This is a genomic window from Marinicella sediminis (assembly GCF_002000055.1).
Taxonomy (GTDB): domain Bacteria; phylum Pseudomonadota; class Gammaproteobacteria; order Xanthomonadales; family Marinicellaceae; genus Marinicella; species Marinicella sediminis.
This window is the reverse complement of the sequence record NZ_MVBD01000002.1, coordinates 466,193-490,373: the sequence shown is the minus strand read 5'-3', so window position 1 is coordinate 490,373 and position 24,181 is coordinate 466,193. Positions and strand designations below refer to the sequence as shown.

At 42.6% G+C, this 24,181-nt stretch carries 19 protein-coding genes; 16 read left to right on the top strand and 3 right to left on the bottom strand.

Translation table 11 applies throughout. The features are described 5' to 3' along the window. Positions 1–737: 737 nt before the first annotated feature. The 5 genes from B0475_RS04660 (at position 738) to B0475_RS04640 (ending at position 8,375) form a co-directional block, all read left to right on the top strand. Positions 738–1,682 (top strand): SIR2 family protein, encoded by a 945-nt coding sequence (locus B0475_RS04660; RefSeq protein WP_077410556.1) that lies wholly within the window; start codon positions 738–740, stop codon positions 1,680–1,682. Further along, a complete protein-coding gene (locus tag B0475_RS04655) occupies positions 1,675–4,488 on the top strand; it encodes a hypothetical protein (protein ID WP_077410554.1) in 2,814 nt (937 codons plus the stop codon). Before B0475_RS04660 ends, B0475_RS04655 begins: the two co-directional genes overlap by 8 nt. A gap of 127 nt (positions 4,489–4,615) precedes the next feature. Continuing rightward, the gene (locus B0475_RS04650) at positions 4,616–5,701 is read left to right on the top strand and encodes an HNH endonuclease (protein WP_077410552.1); all 1,086 of its coding nucleotides are present in this window, start codon (positions 4,616–4,618) and stop codon (positions 5,699–5,701) included. A 113-nt stretch (positions 5,702–5,814) separates the two neighbouring features. Beyond that, a complete protein-coding gene (locus B0475_RS04645) occupies positions 5,815–6,975 on the top strand; it encodes a phosphoribosyltransferase (protein WP_077410550.1) in 1,161 nt (386 codons plus the stop codon). A 245-nt stretch (positions 6,976–7,220) separates the two neighbouring features. Continuing rightward, on the top strand, positions 7,221–8,375 hold the full coding sequence (locus B0475_RS04640) for a reverse transcriptase family protein (protein WP_077410548.1): 1,155 nt from the start codon (positions 7,221–7,223) through the stop codon (positions 8,373–8,375). 157 nt (positions 8,376–8,532) lie between these two features. Here the strand turns inward: B0475_RS04640 and B0475_RS04635 are convergent, their stop codons facing one another. After that, positions 8,533–10,590, bottom strand: coding sequence for an EAL domain-containing protein (locus B0475_RS04635; RefSeq protein WP_077410546.1), 2,058 nt, complete (start codon positions 10,588–10,590; stop codon positions 8,533–8,535). A gap of 297 nt (positions 10,591–10,887) precedes the next feature. Between B0475_RS04635 and B0475_RS04630 the strand changes: the two genes are divergently transcribed. From B0475_RS04630 to B0475_RS04620, 3 genes are all read left to right on the top strand, one after another. Further along, on the top strand, positions 10,888–11,517 hold the full coding sequence (locus tag B0475_RS04630) for a hypothetical protein (RefSeq protein ID WP_157892711.1): 630 nt from the start codon (positions 10,888–10,890) through the stop codon (positions 11,515–11,517). A gap of 147 nt (positions 11,518–11,664) precedes the next feature. Further along, positions 11,665–13,869, top strand: a complete 2,205-nt coding sequence (locus B0475_RS04625) for an AsmA family protein (RefSeq protein ID WP_157892710.1) — start codon at positions 11,665–11,667, stop codon at positions 13,867–13,869. A 250-nt stretch (positions 13,870–14,119) separates the two neighbouring features. Continuing rightward, positions 14,120–14,800: a type 1 glutamine amidotransferase domain-containing protein gene (locus tag B0475_RS04620; RefSeq protein WP_077410541.1), complete on the top strand. Its 681-nt coding sequence runs from the start codon at positions 14,120–14,122 to the stop codon at positions 14,798–14,800. Positions 14,801–14,839: 39 nt separating this feature from the next. Here the strand turns inward: B0475_RS04620 and B0475_RS04615 are convergent, their stop codons facing one another. Both B0475_RS04615 and B0475_RS04610 read right to left on the bottom strand, forming a co-directional pair. Then, positions 14,840–15,982 carry a hypothetical protein gene (locus B0475_RS04615; protein WP_157892709.1) on the bottom strand — a complete coding sequence of 381 codons (1,143 nt, stop codon included), beginning with the start codon at positions 15,980–15,982 and terminating at the stop codon, positions 14,840–14,842. Positions 15,983–16,012: 30 nt separating this feature from the next. Then, positions 16,013–16,504 carry a hypothetical protein gene (locus B0475_RS04610; RefSeq protein ID WP_077410526.1) on the bottom strand — a complete coding sequence of 164 codons (492 nt, stop codon included), beginning with the start codon at positions 16,502–16,504 and terminating at the stop codon, positions 16,013–16,015. Positions 16,505–16,672: 168 nt separating this feature from the next. On the opposite strand from B0475_RS04610, the gene B0475_RS04605 reads away from it, so the two are divergent. From B0475_RS04605 to B0475_RS04570, 8 genes are all read left to right on the top strand, one after another. Further along, the gene (locus B0475_RS04605) at positions 16,673–17,866 is read left to right on the top strand and encodes a helix-turn-helix domain-containing protein (protein ID WP_157892708.1); all 1,194 of its coding nucleotides are present in this window, start codon (positions 16,673–16,675) and stop codon (positions 17,864–17,866) included. 94 nt (positions 17,867–17,960) lie between these two features. Further along, positions 17,961–18,662 carry a trypsin-like peptidase domain-containing protein gene (locus tag B0475_RS04600; protein ID WP_198538109.1) on the top strand — a complete coding sequence of 234 codons (702 nt, stop codon included), beginning with the start codon at positions 17,961–17,963 and terminating at the stop codon, positions 18,660–18,662. A 78-nt stretch (positions 18,663–18,740) separates the two neighbouring features. Then, a complete protein-coding gene (locus B0475_RS04595) occupies positions 18,741–19,085 on the top strand; it encodes an EthD family reductase (RefSeq protein WP_077410520.1) in 345 nt (114 codons plus the stop codon). Further along, positions 19,085–19,486, top strand: a complete 402-nt coding sequence (locus B0475_RS04590; protein ID WP_077410518.1) for a GFA family protein — start codon at positions 19,085–19,087, stop codon at positions 19,484–19,486. The genes B0475_RS04595 and B0475_RS04590 overlap by 1 nt, the downstream gene beginning before the upstream one ends. Before the next feature lie 6 nt (positions 19,487–19,492). Further along, on the top strand, positions 19,493–19,801 hold the full coding sequence (locus B0475_RS04585) for a hypothetical protein (protein ID WP_077410516.1): 309 nt from the start codon (positions 19,493–19,495) through the stop codon (positions 19,799–19,801). A gap of 123 nt (positions 19,802–19,924) precedes the next feature. Beyond that, on the top strand, positions 19,925–23,173 hold the full coding sequence (locus B0475_RS04580; RefSeq protein WP_077410514.1) for a S41 family peptidase: 3,249 nt from the start codon (positions 19,925–19,927) through the stop codon (positions 23,171–23,173). 107 nt (positions 23,174–23,280) lie between these two features. Continuing rightward, positions 23,281–23,631: a hypothetical protein gene (locus B0475_RS04575; protein ID WP_157892707.1), complete on the top strand. Its 351-nt coding sequence runs from the start codon at positions 23,281–23,283 to the stop codon at positions 23,629–23,631. Positions 23,632–23,640: 9 nt separating this feature from the next. After that, positions 23,641–24,162 carry a hypothetical protein gene (locus B0475_RS04570; RefSeq protein WP_077410511.1) on the top strand — a complete coding sequence of 174 codons (522 nt, stop codon included), beginning with the start codon at positions 23,641–23,643 and terminating at the stop codon, positions 24,160–24,162. Positions 24,163–24,181 lie beyond the last annotated feature (19 nt).

Here is a 24,181-nt window from a genome sequence, read left to right as displayed (position 1 = left end):
AAAAGAATTGACCTATGGGGTCAAATAGTAAGGTCAAAACAACCATGTTATAACTATGGGGAGGTTTAACTACCTCCCTCCCAAAAAAACAATCATTCCCCTCTCACAGAAATTAAAGGTTCTTCTACGATTTTAATATTTTACGGGTGCAAGTGATCGCAGGATAGCGCTAGAAACCAAATTTACTATAGGTCATCATCATAATAGAAATTAAAATAAATCCATGAGTTAAACGTTATATTTATCTTTTATTTCAGTTATATAGGCTAATTACTTTAGGTGATTTAAACATGGTTTTAAATTGACTTCATACTTATTTAAAGTGAATTGTTTTACTAGTTTTAAAAAAATATAATTGGGTGATAATCACTTTACTTCCAACAATCACTACTCCTTTTTCATAAATCAAAGGTTCTTCTGGAGTTTTAATGTTTTACGGGTGCAAGTGATCGCAAGATTGAGCTAGATACAAAAGTACCTATAGGGCAACAACATAATAGAAGATGAAATAAAATATACGATTTAGGTCATATAAATCTTTTACTATCAACGTTATATGACATAAAAGAGATATAATTATTAAACAAGTTTATTATGACTTTTTTATTTTCAAGTGGCCAAATTTAAAACTATAAAATTGTGACTCATATTTCTAGCTAAAAATTATAGTTTAATAAGGTATGATAGACATATATGTGCAATAATTTAAAAAAACTAAATAAAAATTTTTGAGCCAAATGGATGATCCAGAAAAAAAGGACGATAAAATAACACCAATTCCAGAGTTACCATTTGAAGTTAAAAAAGCTGCTGAAAATGGTAAATTGGTATTATTTGTTGGAGCCGGTGCTTCAATGTTGCTAGGGATGCCATCATGGAATGAGTTGGCTGAAAAAGTTTTAAAATGTTTAAGACTTGAGGGGGAAATTGATTATGCTGAACTTAATCAACTCAAAAACTTAGACGCTAAAAAGCAATTATCTATAGCATATACACTAGCAGATAAAAAAATAGATTTAGATTTACCTCAATACCTAGTTAGAACTAAAGATAGTAATATCTACAGGTACTTAAATTCGATTGGATCTGTATATGTAACTACAAATTATGACCATGAATTGAATCCACAAAACAGCTCCCCTTCATCTGATCAAGCTATTCAGACAGTGGATAGGATTAGTGACCCAAATGATTTTAATACAGCATTACTTAAGAACCCAGGTACGGTTATTCACTTACACGGAGACATGTTAAATCCTAACGAAATGATTGTCACCACACGTCAATACCTTGCTCATTATGACCATCCGAATGTTATCAATTTCTTAGCAAAACTTTTTAAGGAATATACAGTGTTATTCGTTGGGTATAGTTTAGAAGAGGCTGAAATTTTAGAACACATTTTAAGAAGAGGTAATGCTAGAGAAGAAGGCAAAGATACTAATGGACTGAAACGATTTTTACTTCAGGGGTATTTTGAAAGTGAACAGCCCTTATATGAAAAATTAGTCACTTACTACAGGAAATCTTTTGGTGTTAACCTCAAAGGGTTTTCAAAAGACAAGGAGGACTATTGTCAGCTTGAAAAAATAATAAAGGATTGGTCAGAACAAATTGAAGTTCTACCTCCTCCAACTATTGATGATATAGCAGAGATAGATAGAGTAGTTGTTGATGAATAGTTTAACTCAAGAAGAACTTGATTTATTGACTAGGGTAAAAGAAAAACCTGAGTTGAGAGGTTACTTTTTTAACAAAATAAAGTCACTAAAGTGGTTCGACACATTAAAAGCAAATGGTTTTTTAGACCCGACTGAGATTCCACATCCTAAAAAACTTGAAGGAGGTGACTATCAAATTCCTGTTTGGCCAGTATTGAATTATTTAGTTGAGTCTTCAAAGAGGATTGCTGCTGAAAAAAATTATAAGTTTGCTAACAAATATTTAGCCCTATTTCGAGAATACTTTATTGTTTTTAAAGGTGACAATCTATGCAATGGTAGAGTCTGGTGGAAATTAAGTGAAGCTCTTCGATATATTCCTACAGAACTAATTACAAATGAAGATGTTGAGATGTTCGACTCATGGTTGGATAATCGATTTGAAAGGAGTCTAATTATAGATGAACTTTCTAATTTACTCATACATTGGCTTGATGACTATGATGTTGAAAATAAAGACAAATGTATTCGATTGATAGAAATTCTTTTTAAATTTCAAGTAGTCGAAGAGCGGGAAATTAAGTTATCTCACAATGAATTGGTTTTTAGGGCTCAATCATTTAAATATACAAATAAAATTGAAAATATTGCTTATGAATCTGGTAAAAAAATTGGAATTGATGCAGTAAAGTTATTCCATATTCTTCTTACTCAGGCAATAACTAAACGAGGAGGTGATGACTTCTCCTACATTTGGCGAATAACTATAGAAGATCATGAGCAAAACAATTCTTCTAGTGATACAGAAGATTTTTTTATTGTCGCATTTCGTGAATCGATTATTGCATGTGAGAAATACTGGCCAGGGTCAGCAAAAAAATTAATTGAGTCAATTCTTAAATCTGATCTTAATATAAATAAGCGAATTGCAATTTATACAATTAATCAAAATTTTCAAGAATACAAAAATACACTTTTTAATAAACTACTGAATGAGAAGTCTTTCAGCTTGAATTTAAAGCATGAATTTTGGGAGTTAATAAAAAATAATTTCGCTGAATTTTCAAATATTCAAAAACTCAATTTTTTTGAATTGGTTTCTCAAATTAAGCATTATAAAAATACTGACGAGCCAGGGCTGCATGAACAAGCTGAATGGTTGGCTGCCATAAAGGATATAGATTTAGATGCTTCAAATAAATACGATCAATTAGTTAAATTAATTCAATTTGAACCAGAGCACCCTGGGTTATCAACTTTTAGAACATCAGCTGAATGGATAGATGAAAAGGATAGTTCTCCATTATCTATCGAAGAGCTCAAAGAAATAGGTAATGTTTCAAATTTAATTATTACTTTAAACAAGTATGTAAATGAAGAGAGTATTGCTAGTGACTTTGATATTGAAGGATTAGTAAAAGTCTTCAAGTCTTTCGTTCTTTTAGAAGAAAAGGAAGGTAATCAGTTATTTCTTCATCTGGATAAATATAAAAATTTGAATATTTGTTTTCTTTACGAGTTAATCGATTCTTATAATCAAATTTGGAGAGAAGAAAATGAATATCAACAATTTAATTGGACTGAAGCATGGCCAGCTCTAATTACATTTATATCAGATATCATTTCTTCGAATGAGTTTTGGGAATCTACTCATGATAAAAGTGATGCATTCATTGGAAATCGGTTTTGGCTAATAAGTTCTGTTTGTAGACTTATTGAAAATGGTTCAAAAAAAGATGGTGATAAAAGAAATTTACCCATATCTAAATATAAAAATATTCTGGTTTTTTTAAAAAAGATTATTGAAACCACATCATATTCTGATTTTGGAGAAATTAGAGATGCAGTTTCATCAGCAATAAACTCACCTTATGGACATGCAATACAGGCAGTAGTTACTTTGGCTTTGTATGTGTCTAGATATAAAGATAGTGAAAATGGATCACATTTACAAGTTTGGGAAGAGTTTGAACCAATATTTAATAATGAGTTAGATAAACAAGAAAATTTAGAGTTTTATACTCTTATTCCATTATATTTAAATAATATGTTTTTTTTATCGAAAAAGTGGATAGAGCATAACTTTAGATCATTCTTTAACCCTTCAAACTCAGTTCAGTGGGTATGTGCTTTAAATGGGTTGTCATACAACAATCGTCCTAGTGAAATTGTTTTAGAGTTTTTTAAAGAAAAAGGAATATATGAACAGGTACTCGACGACACTCAAAATATTAGAACTGAAAAAAGATTTGTTGATTATGGTGTTTTTTTATATCTTTGGGATAAGGAAAGTGTTGATGACAAAGACAGCTTAATTGCTAGACTTTTAAATCGAAGAAAGCCAGATGAGCTTAGACAAATGATTTGGTTTTTCAGATACGGACTTAAATATGATAATAAAATCAAAACAAAAGTTTTGGAGCTATTTCCTAAAATACTAGAACGAATTGATTTTGATACATTGGATGGTAAAAGATTGGCATCTTATTTAGCTCACTGGTTTATATTAATAGATGATTTAAACGAACAATCAATAAGTTGGATCAAAGAAGTTATACCCTATGTTGAAGCAGACCATAATTCAAATGAGGCGATTGAAGCTATAGAAATTTGGAGTAATACACATCAGAAAGAAGTTGTCGAGATCTGGATGGAGATGTTCAAAATAAACCCAGGTTACCCTTATCCTGAAGACTCTTTCAAAGCTGCATTTAGAAATTTAATTAATTCTAATTTAGAGAGAAAAGTAAAAGATATTGTAGGAGAATACATGAAATTCAATTCATATGCCCCTCAAGAGTGGTTGAAGTCAGTATTAGAAGAATAGTATGGACAAATTACTATTTTTTTATAACGGTAAAGATTCAAGAGTTTGCATTTAAAAAGACTTAGTAAAAAAATCTTTTAGTGAGATCAAATAAAACAAGCATTTTTTAAGTAACTGGAAGCTATAAATGATTAATGAAGCAATAAAATATATTACTGGCAGCGTTCATGATCCCGCTTTAGCTCACCCTAAATTACCAAAGGAAATAAAGTCTAAGGTCAGAAGCACAAAGGTAATCATCAATAGCTTTAAAAAAGTTGGTGATTTATACAAATATTTAAGCAGGTTTAGTAACAACCTCCATGGCGGCGGTGGTCGTGAAATGTATGATGAAATGAGTAAGTACGGACTTGAAACTCATGAATCAATTTTCGAAAGGTTTAAGGAGAAATTCAAATATGAAGTTAATGATTTCACTGTTCTCACAGACTTTGTAATAGGTGAAACTTATTCTTCATATGATATAGCTAACTTTGCTGGTACATATGATGTTAGACAAGGAATATATTTAGTTGGGAAAGAACCAAATTACGAAGCTATTTTTTCTAAAGTTACAATAGGTAATGATACAGGATATCCGAATGCTTGGATAGAGGAAGGAACTGAGCTGAAGCATTACCTCAAAGCAAGTAACAACAGTTTCACAGATAAAAATCTAAGTTGGAAACATAATAGAGCTTTTATAAACTCACAAGAAAACAACACTCCTATTTATATTTATATTAAAGATGGCACAAATTGTTACTTACAAGGAATTTTTAAGTATAAAAATTTTGAATATGATGTAAATGGTGGGATTTATTTTAGATTGTTGAAAGCTGATATAGAGGACAAAAGAACAGAGATTACCTTAGAAGCATATAATGAGGACCTAGAATCAAAAGTAAAGCAAGCAAGTAAAAGCTCTAAGATAGATAGGCTAGCTAGATTAAAAAATGCCCCCAAGAAACCTGGTAAACAAACAATTATAGTTTCAGGTTATAAGCGAAACCCCGATGTAATAGCTGAAGTATTAGAAAGAGCAAATGGAGTTTGTGAGGGCTGCATAGAAGAAGCTCCATTTATTAGATCTAAAGACGATACACCATACTTAGAGGTTCATCATGTTATTCAGTTATCTGAAGGCGGTGATGACACTGTGGATAATGCTATGGCCTTATGTCCAAATTGTCACAGAAATAGACACTTTGGAGTTGATTTTAAGAGTCAATGAATTGTTGTTTTGCAGCTTGTCGATAAAACACGGTTGTACATGAAAGTAATGCTTGCTTGTGTTGTTTTTTCGAACTAAGGTTAAATGGATATAAATCAATACTTACGCAGATAATGCTTTCAAACAATCCATATAGCTTAGAGTGGCTAAATCAATTTCAATATTCAGATAAAAAAGTTGCTAAAGATTTTCTTAATGAATTTGAGTATGTTGAATCTCAAAAAATTATTAGAGAATTAAAGTCTTTTATTGAAAACTACATTTCTAAAACAAAAGATAATCTTCTTCTAATTCCTGTTAGAGACATTAAACCAAGCTATGGTGCAATTTTTTCAATAAATAATAACAACCATGGAGCCACAATATTACTACCAAATGTTTCACCTGGTAGTGAAGCATTAATTTCAAACTTGGTAACTCAAATAAACAGAGCACATAAAAGTAGATGTTTTGATTATGAAAAAAAGTCAATAACAGTCAATAAAATCAGAAAAGAAGCAGTCAAAACTATACTACTAGTTGATGATGTTGTCGCATCTGGATCTACTAGCAAAAAATTTCTAAAATCTTTATTTGCTAACAAAACTCTTAATAGTTGGGTTTCAGGTAACTATGTAAAGATAGTTTATCTTGCTTACATGTGTTCTAAAACTGGTGAAAATGCAATCAGTAAGCACAAACAAAAGATTGAGCTCATGAGTTTATATAGCTATCCGACTTTTGATGATATGGAATATCACAAATATAAAAAGTATTACAATTTAGTATATAAATACAGTGATAAAAGTGAATCAATGATATTTGGTTATGATAAGTGTTTCGGAAAAGCATTTTTTGAATATAGTATTCCTAATAATACACCAGCAATTTTATGGAAATCATATGAAAACTATTTACCAAACACAAAACATTTATTAAACCTTAAGTCTTGGGTGGCATTGTTTCCTGGGAGAGCCGTTCCAGAGTTAGTTTCTAGAAATTTTAAGTCAAATATTAAAAGAAATAAAAACTCTCTACGCTACTCTTTTCTACACACTCTAAAGTCACTAGAAAAAAAGAATAAAAATATCGATAAAGATGATCTATACCTTGTACTAAAGTCTGAGTATTCAGAAACAAGAGAAATAGTAAAAAACCTACAAAGAAATAACTTGATTGATTCAAATCTTTCATTAACTAAAGAGGGTTATAAGGAGCTTAAGTATTTGAAAAAAAGAAGGATAGAAGTTGATTATACCAATGAATTTTATTACCCTTTATCTTGTCATGACTAGGGTTATGATCTCGTTCATTCTAGAGTTAATAAAATGCAAAGCATTTTATGCATTTTGCTGTCGTAGGCATAATGTTCTGTGTAAACACTTTAGACTTCAGGTTTACTGTGTTTACAGGGTGGTTTTGATTCAAAACTACTTTAGGAAGAGGTTAGGCTTTAATACAAATGCAGTTTTTCTTAACTTTGCTCTTCGTGGCCTCAGTCAGTTAAGAAACACTACATTTTCAATAAAAGGTAGAGTGAATGGGTATTAATCTTAGTCATGCCTATTTAAATCAGGGTGCAAGTCTAGGTTACTCAATTGAAAAAATTGAGAGTCTTTTGATCGAATCTTATGAACTTATTAAAAGCGGTTTTCCTCCATTATTTAGTTTAAATCACCTTGCCAAAAATTCAGATGTAGACTTTTATAACTTAAGAAAAGTTATTCAGAGAAAATGTACAGATTTTAAATATCTTTACGATATTCATAAAATTCCTAAAAGATCCGGAGGTTTTAGATTTATTCACTCTCCTGGAAGCCAAATAAAACGAGTCCAACGCTGGATAAATGAATGCATACTTTACAATTCGAAACCGCATTGGAGGTGTTTTTCATTTCATCCAGGTGGGTCTATTTTGGATTGTGCCTCAATTCATTGTGAATCAAAATGGTTGATAAAAATAGATATCGAAAGGTTTTTTGACTCAATCACTGAAAAACAAGTGTATGAAGTGTTTGTTGAGTTAGGCTACAAGCCGCTGATATCTTTTGAACTTGCAAGAATATGTACCGTAAACCACAAAAAGAAAATTAAAAAGCACTATTATAAAAAATGGGTAATGTTTAATACTGACAAAGGGATGCCCTATAAGAAAGATGAAATAAAAACTATTGGTTACCTTCCGCAAGGAGCACCAACAAGTCCCCAGCTTTCAAATTTAGTTTTTAAAAAGCATGATGAGCACATTTTTGAGGTTGCTAAAAAAAATGATTTGCAATACACACGTTATGCGGATGATATGACATTTTCAACCGTCAAAAAAAACTTCTCACGTGAAAAAGCTGTAACCTTTGTCAAAGAACTATATTCATACTTGTCAAAGTATGGTTTTAGCCCTAATCATACCAAACTTAAAATTGTTCCTCCTGGAGCCCATAAGGTAGTATTAGGTTTAAATGTCAATTCAAATACGCCGAGGCTTTCAAGGGTATTCAAGAATAGAGTTGAAAATCATTTGAGGTGTATTGAAAAATATGGATTAGAGTCACATCGTATTCATATTCAGTTTAATTCAATATTTGCTTTGATTGACCATATCAGAGGGCTAATTAATTATGCGCTACAGATCGATACAAACTATGGCCATAAATTATCGCATAGATATTTAGAGCTTTTAAGGTCAAATGGATTTTAAGAAACAATAAAGGTTGTTTACCGCTTTGAGTAATCGCAAATGGTGGTAATAGCGGTGGTAATTTCAAATTAAATTATTTTTCAAGAATTAATATTATTTAACATCAATAGCTTATAAATAAGTTCGGTGTTCGCCGTCACCACCAGCCAAATGCCATTCACTTCCCATAACCCTGAATAAACGCAGCCAGTTCTTCATGCTGCAGGGGTTTGGCGATGTGGAAGCCCTGGATGTAGTTGACCCCGGATTGCAGGGCGAGGGTGTATTGTTCCGCGGTTTCGATGCCTTCCAGAACGGTTTGGTGCTGAAGGGTGCGGCTGATTTCCAGGCAGGATTTGAACACCGCGGCACCTTCTGCTGATTCCAGCTGTTCGGTGAACTCCATGTCGTATTTGATGCCGTGAATGTTCAGTTTGGGTAACATCGCCAGGGCTGAATAGCCGGAGCCAAAATCATCCAGGAACACCGATATGCCTTCGTCTTTGAGGATCTTTAAATGCTCATTGATGAGGTGCTCTTCAAACACCGCCTGATTCTCCAGTATTTCGATGCAAAAAGGGTGTTTTGATTTACGGTGCATGTCCAGCAGGAAGTCGATGAAAGCCGGGTCGAGCAGGGAGCCGGGTGAAATGTTGATCGAAATTTCAATGTCAGAGAAATCACTGGGCCAGTCGTGAGATTGTTTTACAGCTCGTTTGACTACCCATTTATCAATTTCAGTGGACAGGCCCACATCTGATAAGTCATTGATGAATGTGGGTAGCTGGATGTTGCCATGTTTGTCTTGCAGTCGCAATAAGGCTTCCACTTTGGCCACTTGTCTGGTGCGGGTGTCTATGATGGGCTGGTAATTCAGCAGCAGCTTGCCATGTGACAGTTTAAACAGGAAGGCATTGACCTGGTTTTCGGTTTCCAGGTTTTTCATCATGGATTGTTGATTGCGGTACTGCAGTGCCTGAATGTTGCTGGATTCGAGGTCGAACCGGCTCATGAAGTCCTTGACCAATCCTTCATCCAGGTGTGATGCTTCCAGCATCCTGATGAATTTCAAATAGATCAGAACGCCCAGGGCCAGGTTAACAAGTTGCAGCAGTACGGCCAGCAGATCACCACCGGTGGCCAGGTATGCGTTCAGTAAGGGTGGGGTGGTCCAGGGCACCGCGACCACCACCGGTGACACCAGACCGATTGACATGAACAGGTAGGTATTGAGGTATAAAATCACCGGAACCACCAGAAATGGCACCAGTAGAAACGGATTAAACACCACAGGCAGGCCATAATGAATGATCTCTGAGATGTTGAAGGTGCTGGGTATCACTGCCAGTTTGGCTACCCGTTTATTGCGGCTTGATTTGGAATACAGCAGGATGGCCAGAATCAGACACATCGAGGAACCCGCACCACCAATATCGGTAAAAAAGTAGTTCCCCGGGGCGTTGATGTTAGGTATGGGCAGGCCTGCGTCGAAAGCCGCTTGGTTGTTGATGAATGCTTCGTGGTAAGGGTATTGCAGGAATGAAAAAATGTGTGAAGGGTTGACGCCGATGAACCAGGTCAGCTTATAGATCAACTTGATCATGATCACGCCAAAGATGTCTTCGGTATTGGTCACGGCCAAGTGCGAGGTGAACTCGGCCTGACTCATGACTTGCCAGATGGTTTCAAACATCATGAACAGCACAAACACCACAAAGAAAGTGATGGCCGATGGGATGATGTAATTAAAGGTTTTATTCAAATGGTATGACATGAAGTCAGCTTTGAACAAGTGCAGACTGTGTTGGTTGGCAAAGTATCGGAGTACGCTGGCAGTGAAATAGCACAACGGGATGGGAATGACCTTGAAATAGGTGGAGGATTTCAGCTCTTCCAGGTTGCTCACATCGCCGGCAATCGATAAGGTCAGCATACTCACACAGATGATCACCAGCGCAGTGGGATCCACTTCTTTGCTTTTGGCGAATGAAACCGCCAGGCTGACGGTGAAGATCAAGGGGAAAAACACATAAAAGTATCGGTAGATACTTTTGATGTAAGTGATCATTGTGGTGTCAGAAAACAAAGTCAGTCCTTCACCGATCATCAACAAAAAGGTCATCGTCAGTATCATCGGCACCAGCGCAATCGACGCATCTTGCAAAGCAATGATGCTGCGACTTTTATTCAGGCGGCTTAACACAGAACTGAACTGTCCCACAATCTTTGAACTCACACACTTTTTTATACTCGGAAGATCAGTTTATCATAAATCATGGCAGGCAAACGCGGCATATGCCGGCATAATGGGGGACGGCGCCAGAGATGACCACTGGTGGAAATCTGAATCATTTTCATACTAACAAAAATTGTCATCTGTGGCCGTTATTGAAAACGCAGTAGGGCATGGCGGTACAAACCCCCGCTGAATTGCAAAACAATGTCTCGCAAAGCGCGGTATTCGTTGACTTCATGCCGAATACGCATAAACTTGGCTGATCTCATTTTTGTGACACAGTTCGAAGACAACATTATGAAAATTGTAGTTTTGATTTTACTCTTTGCCTCCGTGGCCGGATATGCCCAGGAAGAAAACAAGAAACGACCCAGCTGGTCTCAGGGATTACCAGAGCGTCAAGCGGCGATGAAACCTGGTGATGCGGGATTCAAGCCTGCCAGACCGGGTGCGCCAGAGGTGGATGTGACACCTGATTTGGAACCCATGGGTGGCGACCTTGATATGGAGTTGGTGACTGAGCCGATTGCAGTGCCTCAACCGGTTATTGATGCACCTGTGAACACCACAGAAGCTGAAATCACCAACCGTGAAGAAGCCCGTGAGCAATACTTCTCCGGACAGGCTGTCATTGCCAGTGCTGAGCAGGAAGCGTTGATCAAACAATACAAATGGGCGGTATTGAAAACCTCGCCGATAAACATTCCCAGTGATTACACGGGTACTGATTCACTGAAGCTACACATTCAAATCAATCCCAAAGGCAAAGTGGTCAAAGTAACCCGTGCCGATGCCGGCATTCCTGAGTATGTGGTTGACAGTGCTGAAAAAAGCATCAAGCGCTGGCGTTTTGAGCCACCCGAAGATATGGGTATCGAGGAAGTGATCGGCCGCACGTTCACCATCGATGTGGTGACTGATGCCTGATGTCTTAATGATGATAATAGCTTGATTCTTAGGCTCCCGGTTGGGGGCCTTTTTTTTGCCGGACAGTTTGTTTTTGGGACAATTGTTCACAGCATATTAAGCCACTGAATGTTAAGCTGTGACTTTCTTAAGAGATTGTTGTCAGACATGAAAAAACTGATTAAATGGATGCTGGGCCTGGTGGCCGGACTGGTTGTGCTGTTGGTGTTGGCGATCATTTTGTTGCCGGTGTTCTTTGATCCCAATGACCATAAACCCCGCATCCAGCAAATGGCTGCAGACACCATTGGTCGTGAAGTGGTGCTCAATGGACCCATCAAATGGTCTGTTTTTCCCTGGCTGGCCATCAATCTCAAAGACGTTTCCATTGCCAATGAATCTGGCTTCAAAGGCGATCACCTGGCGCAGGTTGAACAGGTGGCGGTGCGGGTCAAGCTGTTGCCTTTGCTGAGTCAACAGATTCAGGTAGGCCAGGTGGAGTTGCAAAAGCCTGAGATCAGGTTGCAGGTGGCTGGGTCCGGCAAAAGCAACTGGCAGTCTATGCTGGATCATTTGGCGGCTGAACCAGCTGACTCCGGTCAGCAGGGTGAGGGTGGTACTTCGTTGGCCATTGAAGGTATCATCATCAGTGAAGGATCATTGACCTATGTTGATGGTGGCGCTGATTTACAAGTCAATATGACAGACCTGCGTTTCACCAGTGATGCCATACAGGCCGGTTCTCCAACCGCGATGAGCCTTGCGTCTCAAGTGGCATTGCCGGCACAAGCGATGCAAGGTCGCTTACAGGCAGACTGGCAAGCCAATCATTTGGCCGATGAGCAACCGGTGGTGATGACTTTTGCTGAGTTGTCATATGAAGGAGCGATGGATGGTGTTACGCTTTCTTTGGACAGTCCGGATGGCATGCTCCTGGATCTGGGCAATGATCAATTGTCACTCAACCAGCTGGCATTGCGCTATGGGCCGATGAAACTGGTGACAGAGGTCAAGGGAGAAAACCTGTCACAGCAGATGAAGCTGTCCGGTGCGTTGAAAATGGAAGCTTTTGCTTTGTCTGAACTCCTCGCGCAAATGGGTTCGCCATTGGACAATCAGGCTGAGAATGAATTTTCCGGTGCATTGAATTGGGTGCTTGCCGGTGACCGGCTGCAGTTGAAAGATGTGCAGGCCAGACTCGATGACAGCCAGATCAGCGGATCTGTTGATATCACTCAGCTCAGTGCGCTGAAGGGGCGTTTTGAGTTGAATCTGGATCAATTGAATCTGGATCAGTATGTACCAGTCAGTGATGCAACAGCTTCGACATCAGCTGCCACCGAAGTCGCATCACCCATGGATTTGGGGCAAATGAACGGACAAATTAAGCTGGGTAGTTTGCAGGCTGCCGGGGTACAGATGAAGGACATCACCCTGAACGTTTCCACCCGAGGCACCGCCATCAGACTTGAGCCTTTGCAAGCTGGCTTTTATCAGGGATTGATCCGCACCGAGTTGCAGCTGGATCCGCAGAAAACCTCACAGAAACTCTCTGTCAGTCACCGCATGCGCGATTTTCAGGCTGGAGGTTTATTGGCTGACCTGATCGGCAGTGAATACCTGACTGGACTGGGCCAGCTGGAGGCTGACATCACGGTGGATGAGCCATTCAGTGCTGAACCATTGAAAACCGCGAATGGGTCGTTGTCTTACCAGTTGCGGGATGGTGATATTGTTGGCATTGATGTGTTTCAAATCATGCAGCAAAGCTTGAGTTTATTGAACAAAACGGATGCCATGAATAACAGTGATGAACTGAAAACGGCTTTTGGCCTGATGGATATCCAGGCGGATGTCAATCAAGGGGTGCTGACCACCCGTGCACTGAAAATTGATTCGCCTTATTTTAACCTGACTGGGCAGGTCAGCATCGACCTCAACCAACAAACCATCAACGGTACCATCCGGCCGATGTTGACCAACATTCCTGAAGGGGTGATGGATCAGCGGTTTGAGAAATTGCTAAACCTGAGGATCCCTGTGAGCCTCAAAGGCGAACTGATGGCGCCGGCTGTTTCTATCGATCTGCAAAAACTCATTCTGGAAACCCAAAAAGCCAAAATTGATGAGAAGAAAGAAGAGCTGAAGGAAGACCTGTTTGATGCCATTCTGGGTTCCGACAAGGACAAAGGCGGCGAATCAGCAGAGGCGTCAGGTGATGAAGCAGGCCAGCCGATGACCGATGATGAGCGCAAAAAGGCAGAAAAAGATCAGCTGAAACGTAATTTACTGGAAGGTTTGTTTAAATCAGCCAAGCAAAAAGACAAAGATAAAAAAGATCAGTCTGATGATGACAATGGAGGTGGGAACTGATCAAAGCCCTTCATGGTGTTGGTCAGATCATATCCCATGAATACATTGAAATTCAAATAGATAGCCAGATTAATTCATGTGATCATTGAATAAACAATGGAACCAGTGAACTTAAGGGTGTAACGGGTTAGGTGCAGCCTCTGTCAGCAGATGGTGTTCAGGGTTGAATGGTAAAAGGATAACTTCAGTTTGACAGGACTTTGACCAATGCCTTGTTACATTGTGTGGTTTTGTATAACAGGAGAAATCGATGGATGTATTGATGGTACTGACCTCACATGATGAGTTGGGAGACACCGGCGAGAAAACCGGATTCTGGCTGGAAGAATTTGCCAGTCCTTATTATGTATTGCGTGATGCCGGCGTTAACGTAACCCTTGCTTCACCAGCCGGCGGACAACCACCGGTTGATCCCAAGAGTGCCAACACCGATGCGCAAACCGATGCCACCAGGCGTTTTCATGGTGACACCACGGCCAAACAGGAGCTGGCCAATACCATGCAGTTGGATGATGTGCAGGCCAATCAATACGACGCGGTGTTTTATCCCGGTGGTCATGGTCCTCTGTGGGATCTGTATCAACACCCCGGTTCTCTTGAATTGATTGAGTACATGCATGCCGAAGGCAAGCCGGTGGCGGCGGTTTGCCATGCACCAGCTGTGTTATTAAAGGCCCAAAGTCCAACTGGTCAACCCCTGGTAAAAGGGCTTAAGGTCACTGGTTTCAGTAACAGTGAAGAAGAGGCTGTGGGCTTGAGTGATGTGGTACCGTATTTGCTGGAGAGCGCACTGCAGGATCAAGGTGGTTTATACAGCAAGGGTGATGACTGGGCTGCATTTGTCATTACGGATGGACACCTGATCACCGGTCAGAATCCTGCCTCTTCAGAGGCCACCGCTCAAGCTTTGGTTGAACTGCTCAAATCCTGACTGGGCGGGTCAGCTGAACAACTCAGCTGACCCGCAGGTTTAACCTTGGTCGATGGGCTTCATTTGCGCATCGAATGGGGTTGTACCCGTGCTGATGACCCCGCCATTGGCATATTCATAGCGCAGTGCAGCGGCCCCGCCAAGCATGGGTGTGGAGGATAAATCACCGCTTTGATTGTGGTGTTTGATCCATTCCCGTTTCAGCCCGTTGGCAGCATAGGTGATGGTTAACCTTCTTTTCAGTTGGTGCTGATCATCAAGGCTTTCATTGATTGTCTGATTGCCGAATGAATCGTATGCATTGCGGATCATGAAATCGCCCCAGGCAAAGCCTTTGGGATCGCCCTTAAGGTCAAAGCCACGCAATCCGATTTTATTCCCTGAAGCATCATACAAATGTTCACCAACATGAACCCCGGGCCGGTTGCCTTCTACTGGCTTATGGTCTTTGTCAAACACTTGCCAGCGTTGAAAATTACCATGTAAATCAAAGTAAATACGGTCGATACCTGCACCAGAATCGTTGTTGGTGGGCTGACCATTGAGGCCCAGGTTTTCCAGTTTATGTATGAAGCCCCTGCGATCAAAAGTCATGCGGGTTTCGTGAAACACAAATTCTGGCCTGATGGGTTGTTGCTCACCTGCCAGGTTGAAACGTTTTTCCAGCAACTGGTGATCATTGAGGTGCTGCCATGTATAGCGGTTGATGTGCCAGGTATTTTCACTGGGCTGTTGACTTTCATTGGTAAAAGTCAAACTGACCCGTTGCCCCTGGTCATTCAGTTGGTATATCGCCTGATAAACGTCGCCATGAACGGTGATGCGTTCGTTTACTCTGTTGTGATAGCGATGTATTTCTTGTTGATCGCCATACTCAATGGTGACTTTTGGGGCGAACCAGATGAAAGTGTCCCAATTGCCATTGTTGTGGATGATGTGCTCGCCAATGCGGTGTGATACAGCGGTCACGCGTCCCTGGTCATCATGGTCAAACCGATAATGAGCGGTGGACCTGGCTTGTTGTTGAGTGATGGGATAAATGCCACGATATGTACTGAAAGGCGTTTCGCGGAATGCCAGGTGGCGGAAATAAGTGCTTTCTCCTGTTTGGTGTTGCTCCGCGTGTGTTTGGTTGGTCATACCAATCAGGATGAATAAAATAAAGTATATATATGATTTCATTGAATTGTTCCAGTTGTGTTTGAGGGGTGGTTATAGTTCTGCAGATTGAAACCAGGCGGCAAATTGTTCAGCTGCGGCGTCGGCATAGAACAATACTTCGTTCACATCTTTGCGCAAGGCAGTCCGCTGTGAGGTCCAGGCGGTGAATGCCGGGTTGCGATGTGACGGTTCACCATATGTGTGTTGCATTGTTTGCTCCAGTTGACCCAGTTCAGAAGCCTCTACCAGGATCCAACTCAAGTGCAGCTGATCGTCTTTGAAGACAAATTCAGCCAGTCTGGACCTGCTGGCATAATGAAAACCATGACAGTCCAGTTGAGTATGGGTTTTGGCGTCTGGTATTTGTGGTGGGCTGATGGTTTGTCTGTTGATGGTCTCGCAGCGGTTCGTTAACTGCTGTTCAACGACTTGTGATGATTCACCAAATGTGATGTCGGCCGGTGCATTGATGTTTGCAAACTGTCCGGCCTGAGCTGTACAACTCATCAACACGGCGAGCATTGGGGTAATCCTTTTGGGCATGTTGTATTCTCATGGTTAAGAACAGTCAGCTTAATCCGCGGTGAAGCAGTGATGATAAAAGCGAACCGAATTATCAGAATGATTTTTCTTTGTTGCAATCTGACCAATGACACATGTTTATGGCTGTGCAACATGGATAATGGGACTCCTTTCATTGAAATGTTTGATATGTCAATAACTTTACCCGGATTGTTCTATTTGATGGCCCTGGCCCAGGCGGTGTTGTTGGTTGGTGTTTTGTGGTCAAAAAGCCGGCCTGGTGAACCAGGCAGGATACTGGCTCTGTTGGTCGCGGTGATGGCATATAAGCTGCTGGAAGGGGTTTTGCTCAATTCAGACGGATACACCGCATTACCGCATTTGATTGACTGGCTTCCAGGCGTGGCTTTATTGCTGGGGCCCATATTTCTGGCCTATGTCAATCGCATGTCTGGTGGTGAGCGGTGGACAGTGCGGCAATGGCTGTTACACGGCTTACCGTTTTTGCTGGTCTTTTTCTGGGGAGTGCCGGGTTTGTTGCTGCCAGCAGAACAGAAAGTGGCTATGTATACCGCCTGGCAAAACAACGCCACAGGTGGTGTAATTCCCGGGCGGTTTGTGGTGTTGTTGGTGGTCATCAAATGCCACCTGGGCAGTTATTTATGGACCGCCTGGAGACAACTGGCGGAGGTGGCCAAACAAGCAGTCAGTCAGACATCTGATGACAGCCGCTGGACCGTACAGTGGCAAAAGAAACTGTGTCTGATGCTGATGGGGCTGGAGGCCTTCTGGGTGGTGTTGTTCCTGGCACAGCAATGGTTTGGCTTGGCCACACTGGATGCCGTGGGACAGTACTGGCTGCTGTTCATGAGTGGATTGGTGCTGTTGATGGGTTACTGGGGGTTGCAACATCCGCATTTGATACTGGTTTCGCCATCATCGAATGATGACCCATCACCGGCCACCACTCAGTCCGGTGAATCATTGCCAATGGATGCAACGGATAAATACCGCCATTCCTTGTTGGATGAGGAAACTGCTGAATTGATGGCCCGGGAAATACATCGCAGTCTGGCAGATGAACAACTTTACCTGCAACCGTCATTGAATCTGGATCAGCTATCCAATCACCTGGGCATCAGAAAACACCTGGTTTCGCAGGTTATTAACCAGACTTTACAGACCTCTTTTTTTGCTTTGATCAATGGTTATCGTGTCAATCATGCCAAGGCCATGATTGATGACCGACATCACTCGTTTACCCTGGAAAGAATTGCCATTGAAAGTGGATTCAACAATCGGGTGACATTCAACAAGGCCTTTAAAGCCAGTGAAGGTCATTCGCCATCGGTATACCGCAAAGAATTGCGTTTGGCCAGTTGATCAGGATAATTTGGTTCGGGATTATCACCTCAACACCCACGTACGGCTAAAGTCTGTGTTTTTAATTACAGAGTAATCAACCATGCAGAAAACCATGTTAACTTTGGCCGCCCTGATGGGTTCATATCAGGTGTGGGCCGGCCCGGTGACTGAGCGATATTCGGCCGCCAATACCATACAATTCGCAGTCTCAGAGGAAACCAAAACATTTGTCGGCAGCGCTTTTCTGTTACAGCATCAGAAAAACCTGTATGCGGTGACCGCCAAACATGTGTTGATGGCGGTGATGGACCAGGGTATCCAATACATTGATGTGGCTAATCATGTCAAACAGTGGCAACTGCACCCTTTTAACGAGGTGACAGGTACGGTGACATTGGGGCGTCTGATCAATGCAGATGCCACAGAAAAGCTGGACATGGAGGTGTTGAAAGATGATTGGTTGTTGTTTGAGGTTAACAACAATGACGCCGCCCTGAAGCCGGTTCAGCTGGCCAGTGAACCACTCAAAGCCGGTGACCAGATTCACGTTTTCGGTTGTTACTACCAGGTTCAGGACAGCTGTCAGCAGGAACATTTCACCGGTGTATACCTCAAACACACAGATCACAATCTGTTGGTTCGTTTGGATGACGTTGAAACAGCTCAGTTGCGTGGCTTGAGTGGCGCACCTGTACTGAATGACCGGCATGAAGTGGTGGGCATCGTTTCCAATACAATCCCTGGTGAATCAGGTGAATTGTTGTTTGCACCTTTTGACATCCGGCCGCTGGCAGAATACCTGAAGCGGCTTTAAAAAAAGCTGAGGTGATGGGCTGGGCAGGGTGCCTGACCTTGTGCTATGCTGAGATTTTTTTGAAGACAGGAAAGACCGATGACGACCATGAGTTTTATGGTGTTGTATCCACCACCTGCCGATGTGGATCAGTTTGAGCGGGATTACCAGGCCCATCTGGAATTGTTGCACAAGAAACTCGGCATACCCAGTGACGAGCGGCCATACACCGTAACCAAAATGCTCGATGGCCCCACTGGTCCGGCGACCTTTTATCAGCTGTTCAGCATGGATTTTGCAGATTCGGATCAGTTACATGAGGTGCTGTCTTCCAGTGCAATGCAACAGGTGGCGGCTGACGCCAATCGCATTTCCACTGGCGGTGCGCCGGTGGTACTGGTCGGTCAGCCAGAAGTCATGGCATCAGCTCAGGGAGGTCAGTGATGACACAAGCAAAACACCAGGGTTCATGTTTATGTGGGTCAGTGAAGTTCACTGTTGATGGTGAATTGGGTGCTGGTGACATGTGTCACTGTCAGCAATGCCGGTTGTGGACCGGCCATGTTTATGCCAGTACTGAAGTCAAACGCTCGGCTTTACACTTTGATTCAAAAGAAACCCTCAAATGGTTTGAATCATCAGGGAAAGTTCGCCGGGGGTTTTGTGGTGCCTGTGGCTCACCAATGTTTTTTGATCCCATGGATCATCAGCAACATGATTGGATTGGTATCGCCCTGGGTTCATTCACCAACGCCACCGGGGTTGATATCGAACGGCATATATTTACTGCAGAAAAAGGCGATTACTACATCATCGCTGATGGTGCACCACAACATGATTATTGATTATTCATGAGTCACGAATCAAATCAGCAGCTGCTTAAGAAAAGCTGGCAAATTCATGACCTTGCAGAGCAGTTCTATCAACAGCATGAAGCCGATAAAAGTCATCCTGAGTGGCTGGAGAAACAGCGTTATCTGTTGGTGGATATGGCGACTCATTTGATTCAGACGGCCCTGCAGGAAGGGCCGCTGGATCAATCCCGTCTGACTGAAAACCTGTTTTCGATCATGACCATTGCTGATGGCTTTTTGCCTGGTCAGGAATTAAAACAATCTGCCATGCGGTTACTGGAACAAAACCAACAGTGTGATCAATGATGAGCCATGCATTTTCTCTTCATAGACTGTGAAACGGACTCAGCAATTTACTGACCCGCACGCAATTAACTGACAGTCTTTGGGTTTGTGCTAATATGGGTGGTTTTTTGTTTCGAGGAACTCATGCACACACCCAGAAAAATCATTCAGATCGTCCTGTTATTGTTGCTTTTTTTGCAAGCGTCAGTGGCCATGGCAGAAACCCGCCTGATGTCACAACCCGCCATCAGTGATGAGCACATCGTATTTGTTTATGCAGAAGACCTTTGGGTGGTGAACCGTGATGGTTCTGATCCACGCCGGCTGACTGTTTCACCAGGGGTGGAGTCTTTCCCCATCATCTCGCCAGATGGTTCATTGGTTGCTTTTGATGCCGAATATGACGGAAACCATGATGTGTATGTGATGCCAATCACCGGTGGCGTGCCCAAACGCCTGACCTGGCATCCTTACCATGATGCCGTGGTGGATTTTAATCAGGATGGCAGTGAAGTGCTGTTCACTTCCAATCGCTTTTCCCACACCAACCGTTTTTCTCAGTTACACACCATTTCAGTAAACGGTGGTCCAGCCACTGAATTACCGATTCCCACCGGGTTTTGGGCCGCATTTTCCGATGACGATTCGCACATTGCTTACACACCCAATCGCACGGTGTTTAATCAATGGAAAAATTACCGCGGCGGCACCATGGGTAAAATCTGGTTATACAACCGGGAAACCCATGCCGTGGATGAAATTGCCAAGCCCGCCACCGGCAGCAATGACAGCAACCCACAGTGGTCTGGTGAACATGTTTATTTCCGCAGTGACCGCAACGGTGAATTCAATATCTTCAGTTATCACACCACCAGCAAAGCCATCAAACAACTGACCTTTCATGACGACTACCCGGTGTTGAGTCTGAAAGTCCATCAGCAGACCCTGGTTTATGAGCAAGCCGGCCTGATCCACACCCTGGATATCAGCAGTGGTCAGCAACACAGCGTGGCGATCACCATCAATACGGACTTGTTGGAGCACCGCACCAGGTACGCAGCTGGTAAAGAGTTTGTGCGCACGGCCACCATTTCTCCGGCCGGTGAACGGGTGGTGATTGATTTCCGTGGCGAAGTGGTTTCCGTTCCGGTGGATAAAGGTGATCCTAAAAACCTCACACAGACTCCGGGCAGTCATGAAAACCAACCGGTCTGGTCGCCCAATGGTCAGTATGTGGCTTACTTCTCCAACCAGTCGGGTGAATACAAATTACATGTGCGAGACATGAGCACCAAATCCGTTAAAGCCATTGAGCTGGAAGGAGCTGGTTTTTATGCCCACATCCATTGGTCACCGGACAGTGAAAAAGTCAGTTATGCTGACAATGGCAGGCAGTTGTTCATCACCGATATCGGTGATGGTGAAACCACCCGCATCGCTGCAGATCAGCAATACATACCGGGTCCGTTCCGTGATCTCACTGGTGGTTGGTCACCTGATTCAAAATGGCTGGCTTACACCCTGATCGAAGAAAACAGTTTTGAGCATGTGTACCTGTATTCATTGGAAAAGAAAAAATCTTACGCCTTGTCTGATGGCTTGTCCAACCTGAGCCATCCGGTTTTTGATCCCAATGGACAGTACCTGTATGTGCTGGCCTCGACTGATGCCGGTCCGGTACAGAATTGGTTTGATCAGTCCAGCATCGACATGCAAAGCACCAACAATATTTACCTGGTGACTTTACAAAAAGATGTGGTGTCACCCTTTAAAAAGGACAATGACCAGGTGGTCATCCAGTCCGTAGAATCGGCCGACAAGTCGAAAGATGAAGACAAATCCGAAGAACCAGCGACCATGCGCATTGACTGGTCAGGCATCAGTCAGCGGATCATTGATCTGCCTTTGGCCAGTGCGCAATATGCCAACCTCAGGGTTGGTAAAACCGGTGAGCTGTATTACACCAAAGCTGATGAGCAAGGTCAGCTGACACTGCACAAATACAGCCTCGCAGACAAAGAAGAAACCGCTTTACTGGCAACAGATGCTTTTGAGCTGTCAGCCACCAACAGCCACGTGCTGTATCAAAGTAAAGGCAGTTGGGGAACTGTTGACCTGGCCAAAGATCCGAAGAAGGGCAACCCTTTGAACTGGGATGCGGTGCAAGTAAAAGTGGTGCCTCAGGCAGAGTGGGCCAATATTTTTGCTGAAGCCTGGCAGGTTAACCGGGATTATTTCTATGATCCGGGCATGCATGGTGCCGATTGGCCGGCCATGAAAGACAAGTATGAGGTCTTCTTACCGCACCTGGCAACGAAAAGTGACTTGTATAGGGTCATGCAATGGATGTTCAGTGAATTGGCCGTGGGTCACCACCGCTTCAACAGCCGCGGCGATCGGCTGCATGAAATGAAGACGGTCAAAGGCGGTCTGCTGGGAGCTGATTTTGAACGTAACAATGACCGCTATCAAATCAGTAAGATCTTTGGCGGGCTGAACTGGAACCCGGGCTTGCGTTCACCATTGACTGAACCAGGCGTGGATGTTGCGGAAGGTGATTACCTGTTGGCAGTCAACGGCCAGCCAATAACCGTTGATGACAACCTGTTCAGTTTCTTTGAAAACACCGCTGACACGGTGACCACCCTGACAGTCAGCAAGCGAGCCGATGGTAAAAACAGTCGCCAGATCGAGGTTACCCCTGTAGACCAGGAATACGCCCTGAGAAACCGGGACTGGGTGGAAGGCAACATCAAAAAAGTCGATGAAGCCACCGATGGCCAGGTGGCTTATGTCTACGTGCCCAACACCGCCAATGCCGGTCATGAGTACTTCAAACGCTACTTCTTCCCGCAGGTGCACAAGAAAGCCATCATTGTTGATGAGCGCTACAACGGCGGTGGTTACCTGGCCGATTACGTGATTGACCTGTTGAACAGGCCGGAAGTTGCGCAGTGGAACTTCCGTTACGGCAACGACCTGAAGGCCCCGCATGCCTCGATCCAGGGCCCCAAAGTGATGATCATCGATGAAAACGCCGGTTCCGGTGGCGATTACCTGCCGTACATGTTTCGCCGTTATGGCCTCGGCACCCTGGTGGGCAAAACCACCTGGGGTGGCCTGGTGGGTGTATTGGGTTATCCTAACTTCATCGACGGCGGCTCGGTCTCAGCCCCCAATGTGGCCTTCTTCAACGAGCAGGGCTTCGGCATCGAAAACGCCGGTGTGGCTCCCGATGTGGAGGTCGATCAATGGCCCGCCCAGGTCATCAACGGCGAAGACCCCCAACTGGACAAAGCCATCGAACTGATCAAACAAAAAATGCAAAACATGCCCGAATCACCCATCCAACGCCCGGATTACCCGGACCGGCATGGGTTGTTCAGGGATTGATGGTTTGAATTCGCCTGGCCACCAGCTTTGGGTGGCCGGGCTTTTGTTGAAGAAACCCATTAAAGTTAAAAAAAATGATCATCTCACCATGGCACTATGGAGTCAGGATGGCCTCACCTGACGGAACGTCAGTCGCGGAAATGAAGGATGCCTATGAAATTGCAATGGGTGGTCCAACCCAGGGCAGTCTGGAACTATCTAATGGAATGAAGCTTGAATGTTGTAGTCCCTCAATTCAGTGGTCTGCTGACTCACAATTCCTTGCAGTGCCACAATGGACTCCGGATAAGCGACAACGACTGATTGTTGTGGATATGGTCAATCGTTATGTCAAGGTGTTTCCAGGTACCTATCGGGTGTTGCAAATAGAATCATTCGATGATGGAACCATTCATGGAGTGGACTCACCCATCCACAAGCCTTGCATGGTCAATCGTCATATCAGTGAATTAACATAGCCTGAGCGCATGAAAACAACACAAATCACATTACTCGATGAGCCAAACCATACATTTGGATCTTCAAGTAACGAACGATCATATCCGAATGAGTTGTTAATTGAGGACAGGTATCTGCCTGCTTCCATTCATGGGGTGTTCATTGATGAGGTGCCCTTTGCTGTCATTGGAACGGGAGGTGGACCAACCGGTGTTCACAATAATTCTTTACTGTTAATTAAGGAGATGGCTTTTGTTGCTGTGGGCGATCAGGTCATTGTCATAAGCTTAAAAGAGAAGAGCATCAAATGGCATATGAGGATTGATGATGCAACGTGTTTTGGCTTGTATTATTCAGAAAAACACCAAGCTTTAATTGCTCATGGAGAATTGAGCATATCACGATTTACAGATTCAGGTGAATTGTTGTGGCAAACATCTGGAAGAGACATATTCAGCGAAGGATTTAAATTGATGGATGAATGGATTGAGGTGGTTGATTTTGATGGTGTCGTTTATCACTTTTGCTATCTTACTGGCAATGTGTTGTAGCGCAGTTAAATCAATGACA

Excerpts from the sequence above, each read along its gene's own strand:
- B0475_RS04660 (WP_077410556.1), top strand. The coding sequence starts at position 738 with ATGGATGATCCAGAAAAAAAGGACGATAAAATAACACCAATTCCAGAG.
- B0475_RS04655 (WP_077410554.1), top strand. The coding sequence starts at position 1,675 with ATGAATAGTTTAACTCAAGAAGAACTTGATTTATTGACTAGGGTAAAA.
- B0475_RS04650 (WP_077410552.1), top strand. The coding sequence starts at position 4,616 with ATGATTAATGAAGCAATAAAATATATTACTGGCAGCGTTCATGATCCC.
- B0475_RS04645 (WP_077410550.1), top strand. The coding sequence starts at position 5,815 with ATGCTTTCAAACAATCCATATAGCTTAGAGTGGCTAAATCAATTTCAA.
- B0475_RS04640 (WP_077410548.1), top strand. The coding sequence starts at position 7,221 with ATGGGTATTAATCTTAGTCATGCCTATTTAAATCAGGGTGCAAGTCTA.
- B0475_RS04630 (WP_157892711.1), top strand. The coding sequence starts at position 10,888 with ATGAAAATTGTAGTTTTGATTTTACTCTTTGCCTCCGTGGCCGGATAT.
- B0475_RS04625 (WP_157892710.1), top strand. The coding sequence starts at position 11,665 with ATGAAAAAACTGATTAAATGGATGCTGGGCCTGGTGGCCGGACTGGTT.
- B0475_RS04620 (WP_077410541.1), top strand. The coding sequence starts at position 14,120 with ATGGATGTATTGATGGTACTGACCTCACATGATGAGTTGGGAGACACC.
- B0475_RS04615 (WP_157892709.1), bottom strand. The coding sequence starts at position 15,982 with ATGAAATCATATATATACTTTATTTTATTCATCCTGATTGGTATGACC.
- B0475_RS04610 (WP_077410526.1), bottom strand. The coding sequence starts at position 16,504 with ATGCCCAAAAGGATTACCCCAATGCTCGCCGTGTTGATGAGTTGTACA.
- B0475_RS04605 (WP_157892708.1), top strand. The coding sequence starts at position 16,673 with ATGTCAATAACTTTACCCGGATTGTTCTATTTGATGGCCCTGGCCCAG.
- B0475_RS04600 (WP_198538109.1), top strand. The coding sequence starts at position 17,961 with ATGTTAACTTTGGCCGCCCTGATGGGTTCATATCAGGTGTGGGCCGGC.
- B0475_RS04595 (WP_077410520.1), top strand. The coding sequence starts at position 18,741 with ATGACGACCATGAGTTTTATGGTGTTGTATCCACCACCTGCCGATGTG.
- B0475_RS04590 (WP_077410518.1), top strand. The coding sequence starts at position 19,085 with ATGACACAAGCAAAACACCAGGGTTCATGTTTATGTGGGTCAGTGAAG.
- B0475_RS04585 (WP_077410516.1), top strand. The coding sequence starts at position 19,493 with ATGAGTCACGAATCAAATCAGCAGCTGCTTAAGAAAAGCTGGCAAATT.
- B0475_RS04580 (WP_077410514.1), top strand. The coding sequence starts at position 19,925 with ATGCACACACCCAGAAAAATCATTCAGATCGTCCTGTTATTGTTGCTT.
- B0475_RS04575 (WP_157892707.1), top strand. The coding sequence starts at position 23,281 with ATGGCCTCACCTGACGGAACGTCAGTCGCGGAAATGAAGGATGCCTAT.
- B0475_RS04570 (WP_077410511.1), top strand. The coding sequence starts at position 23,641 with ATGAAAACAACACAAATCACATTACTCGATGAGCCAAACCATACATTT.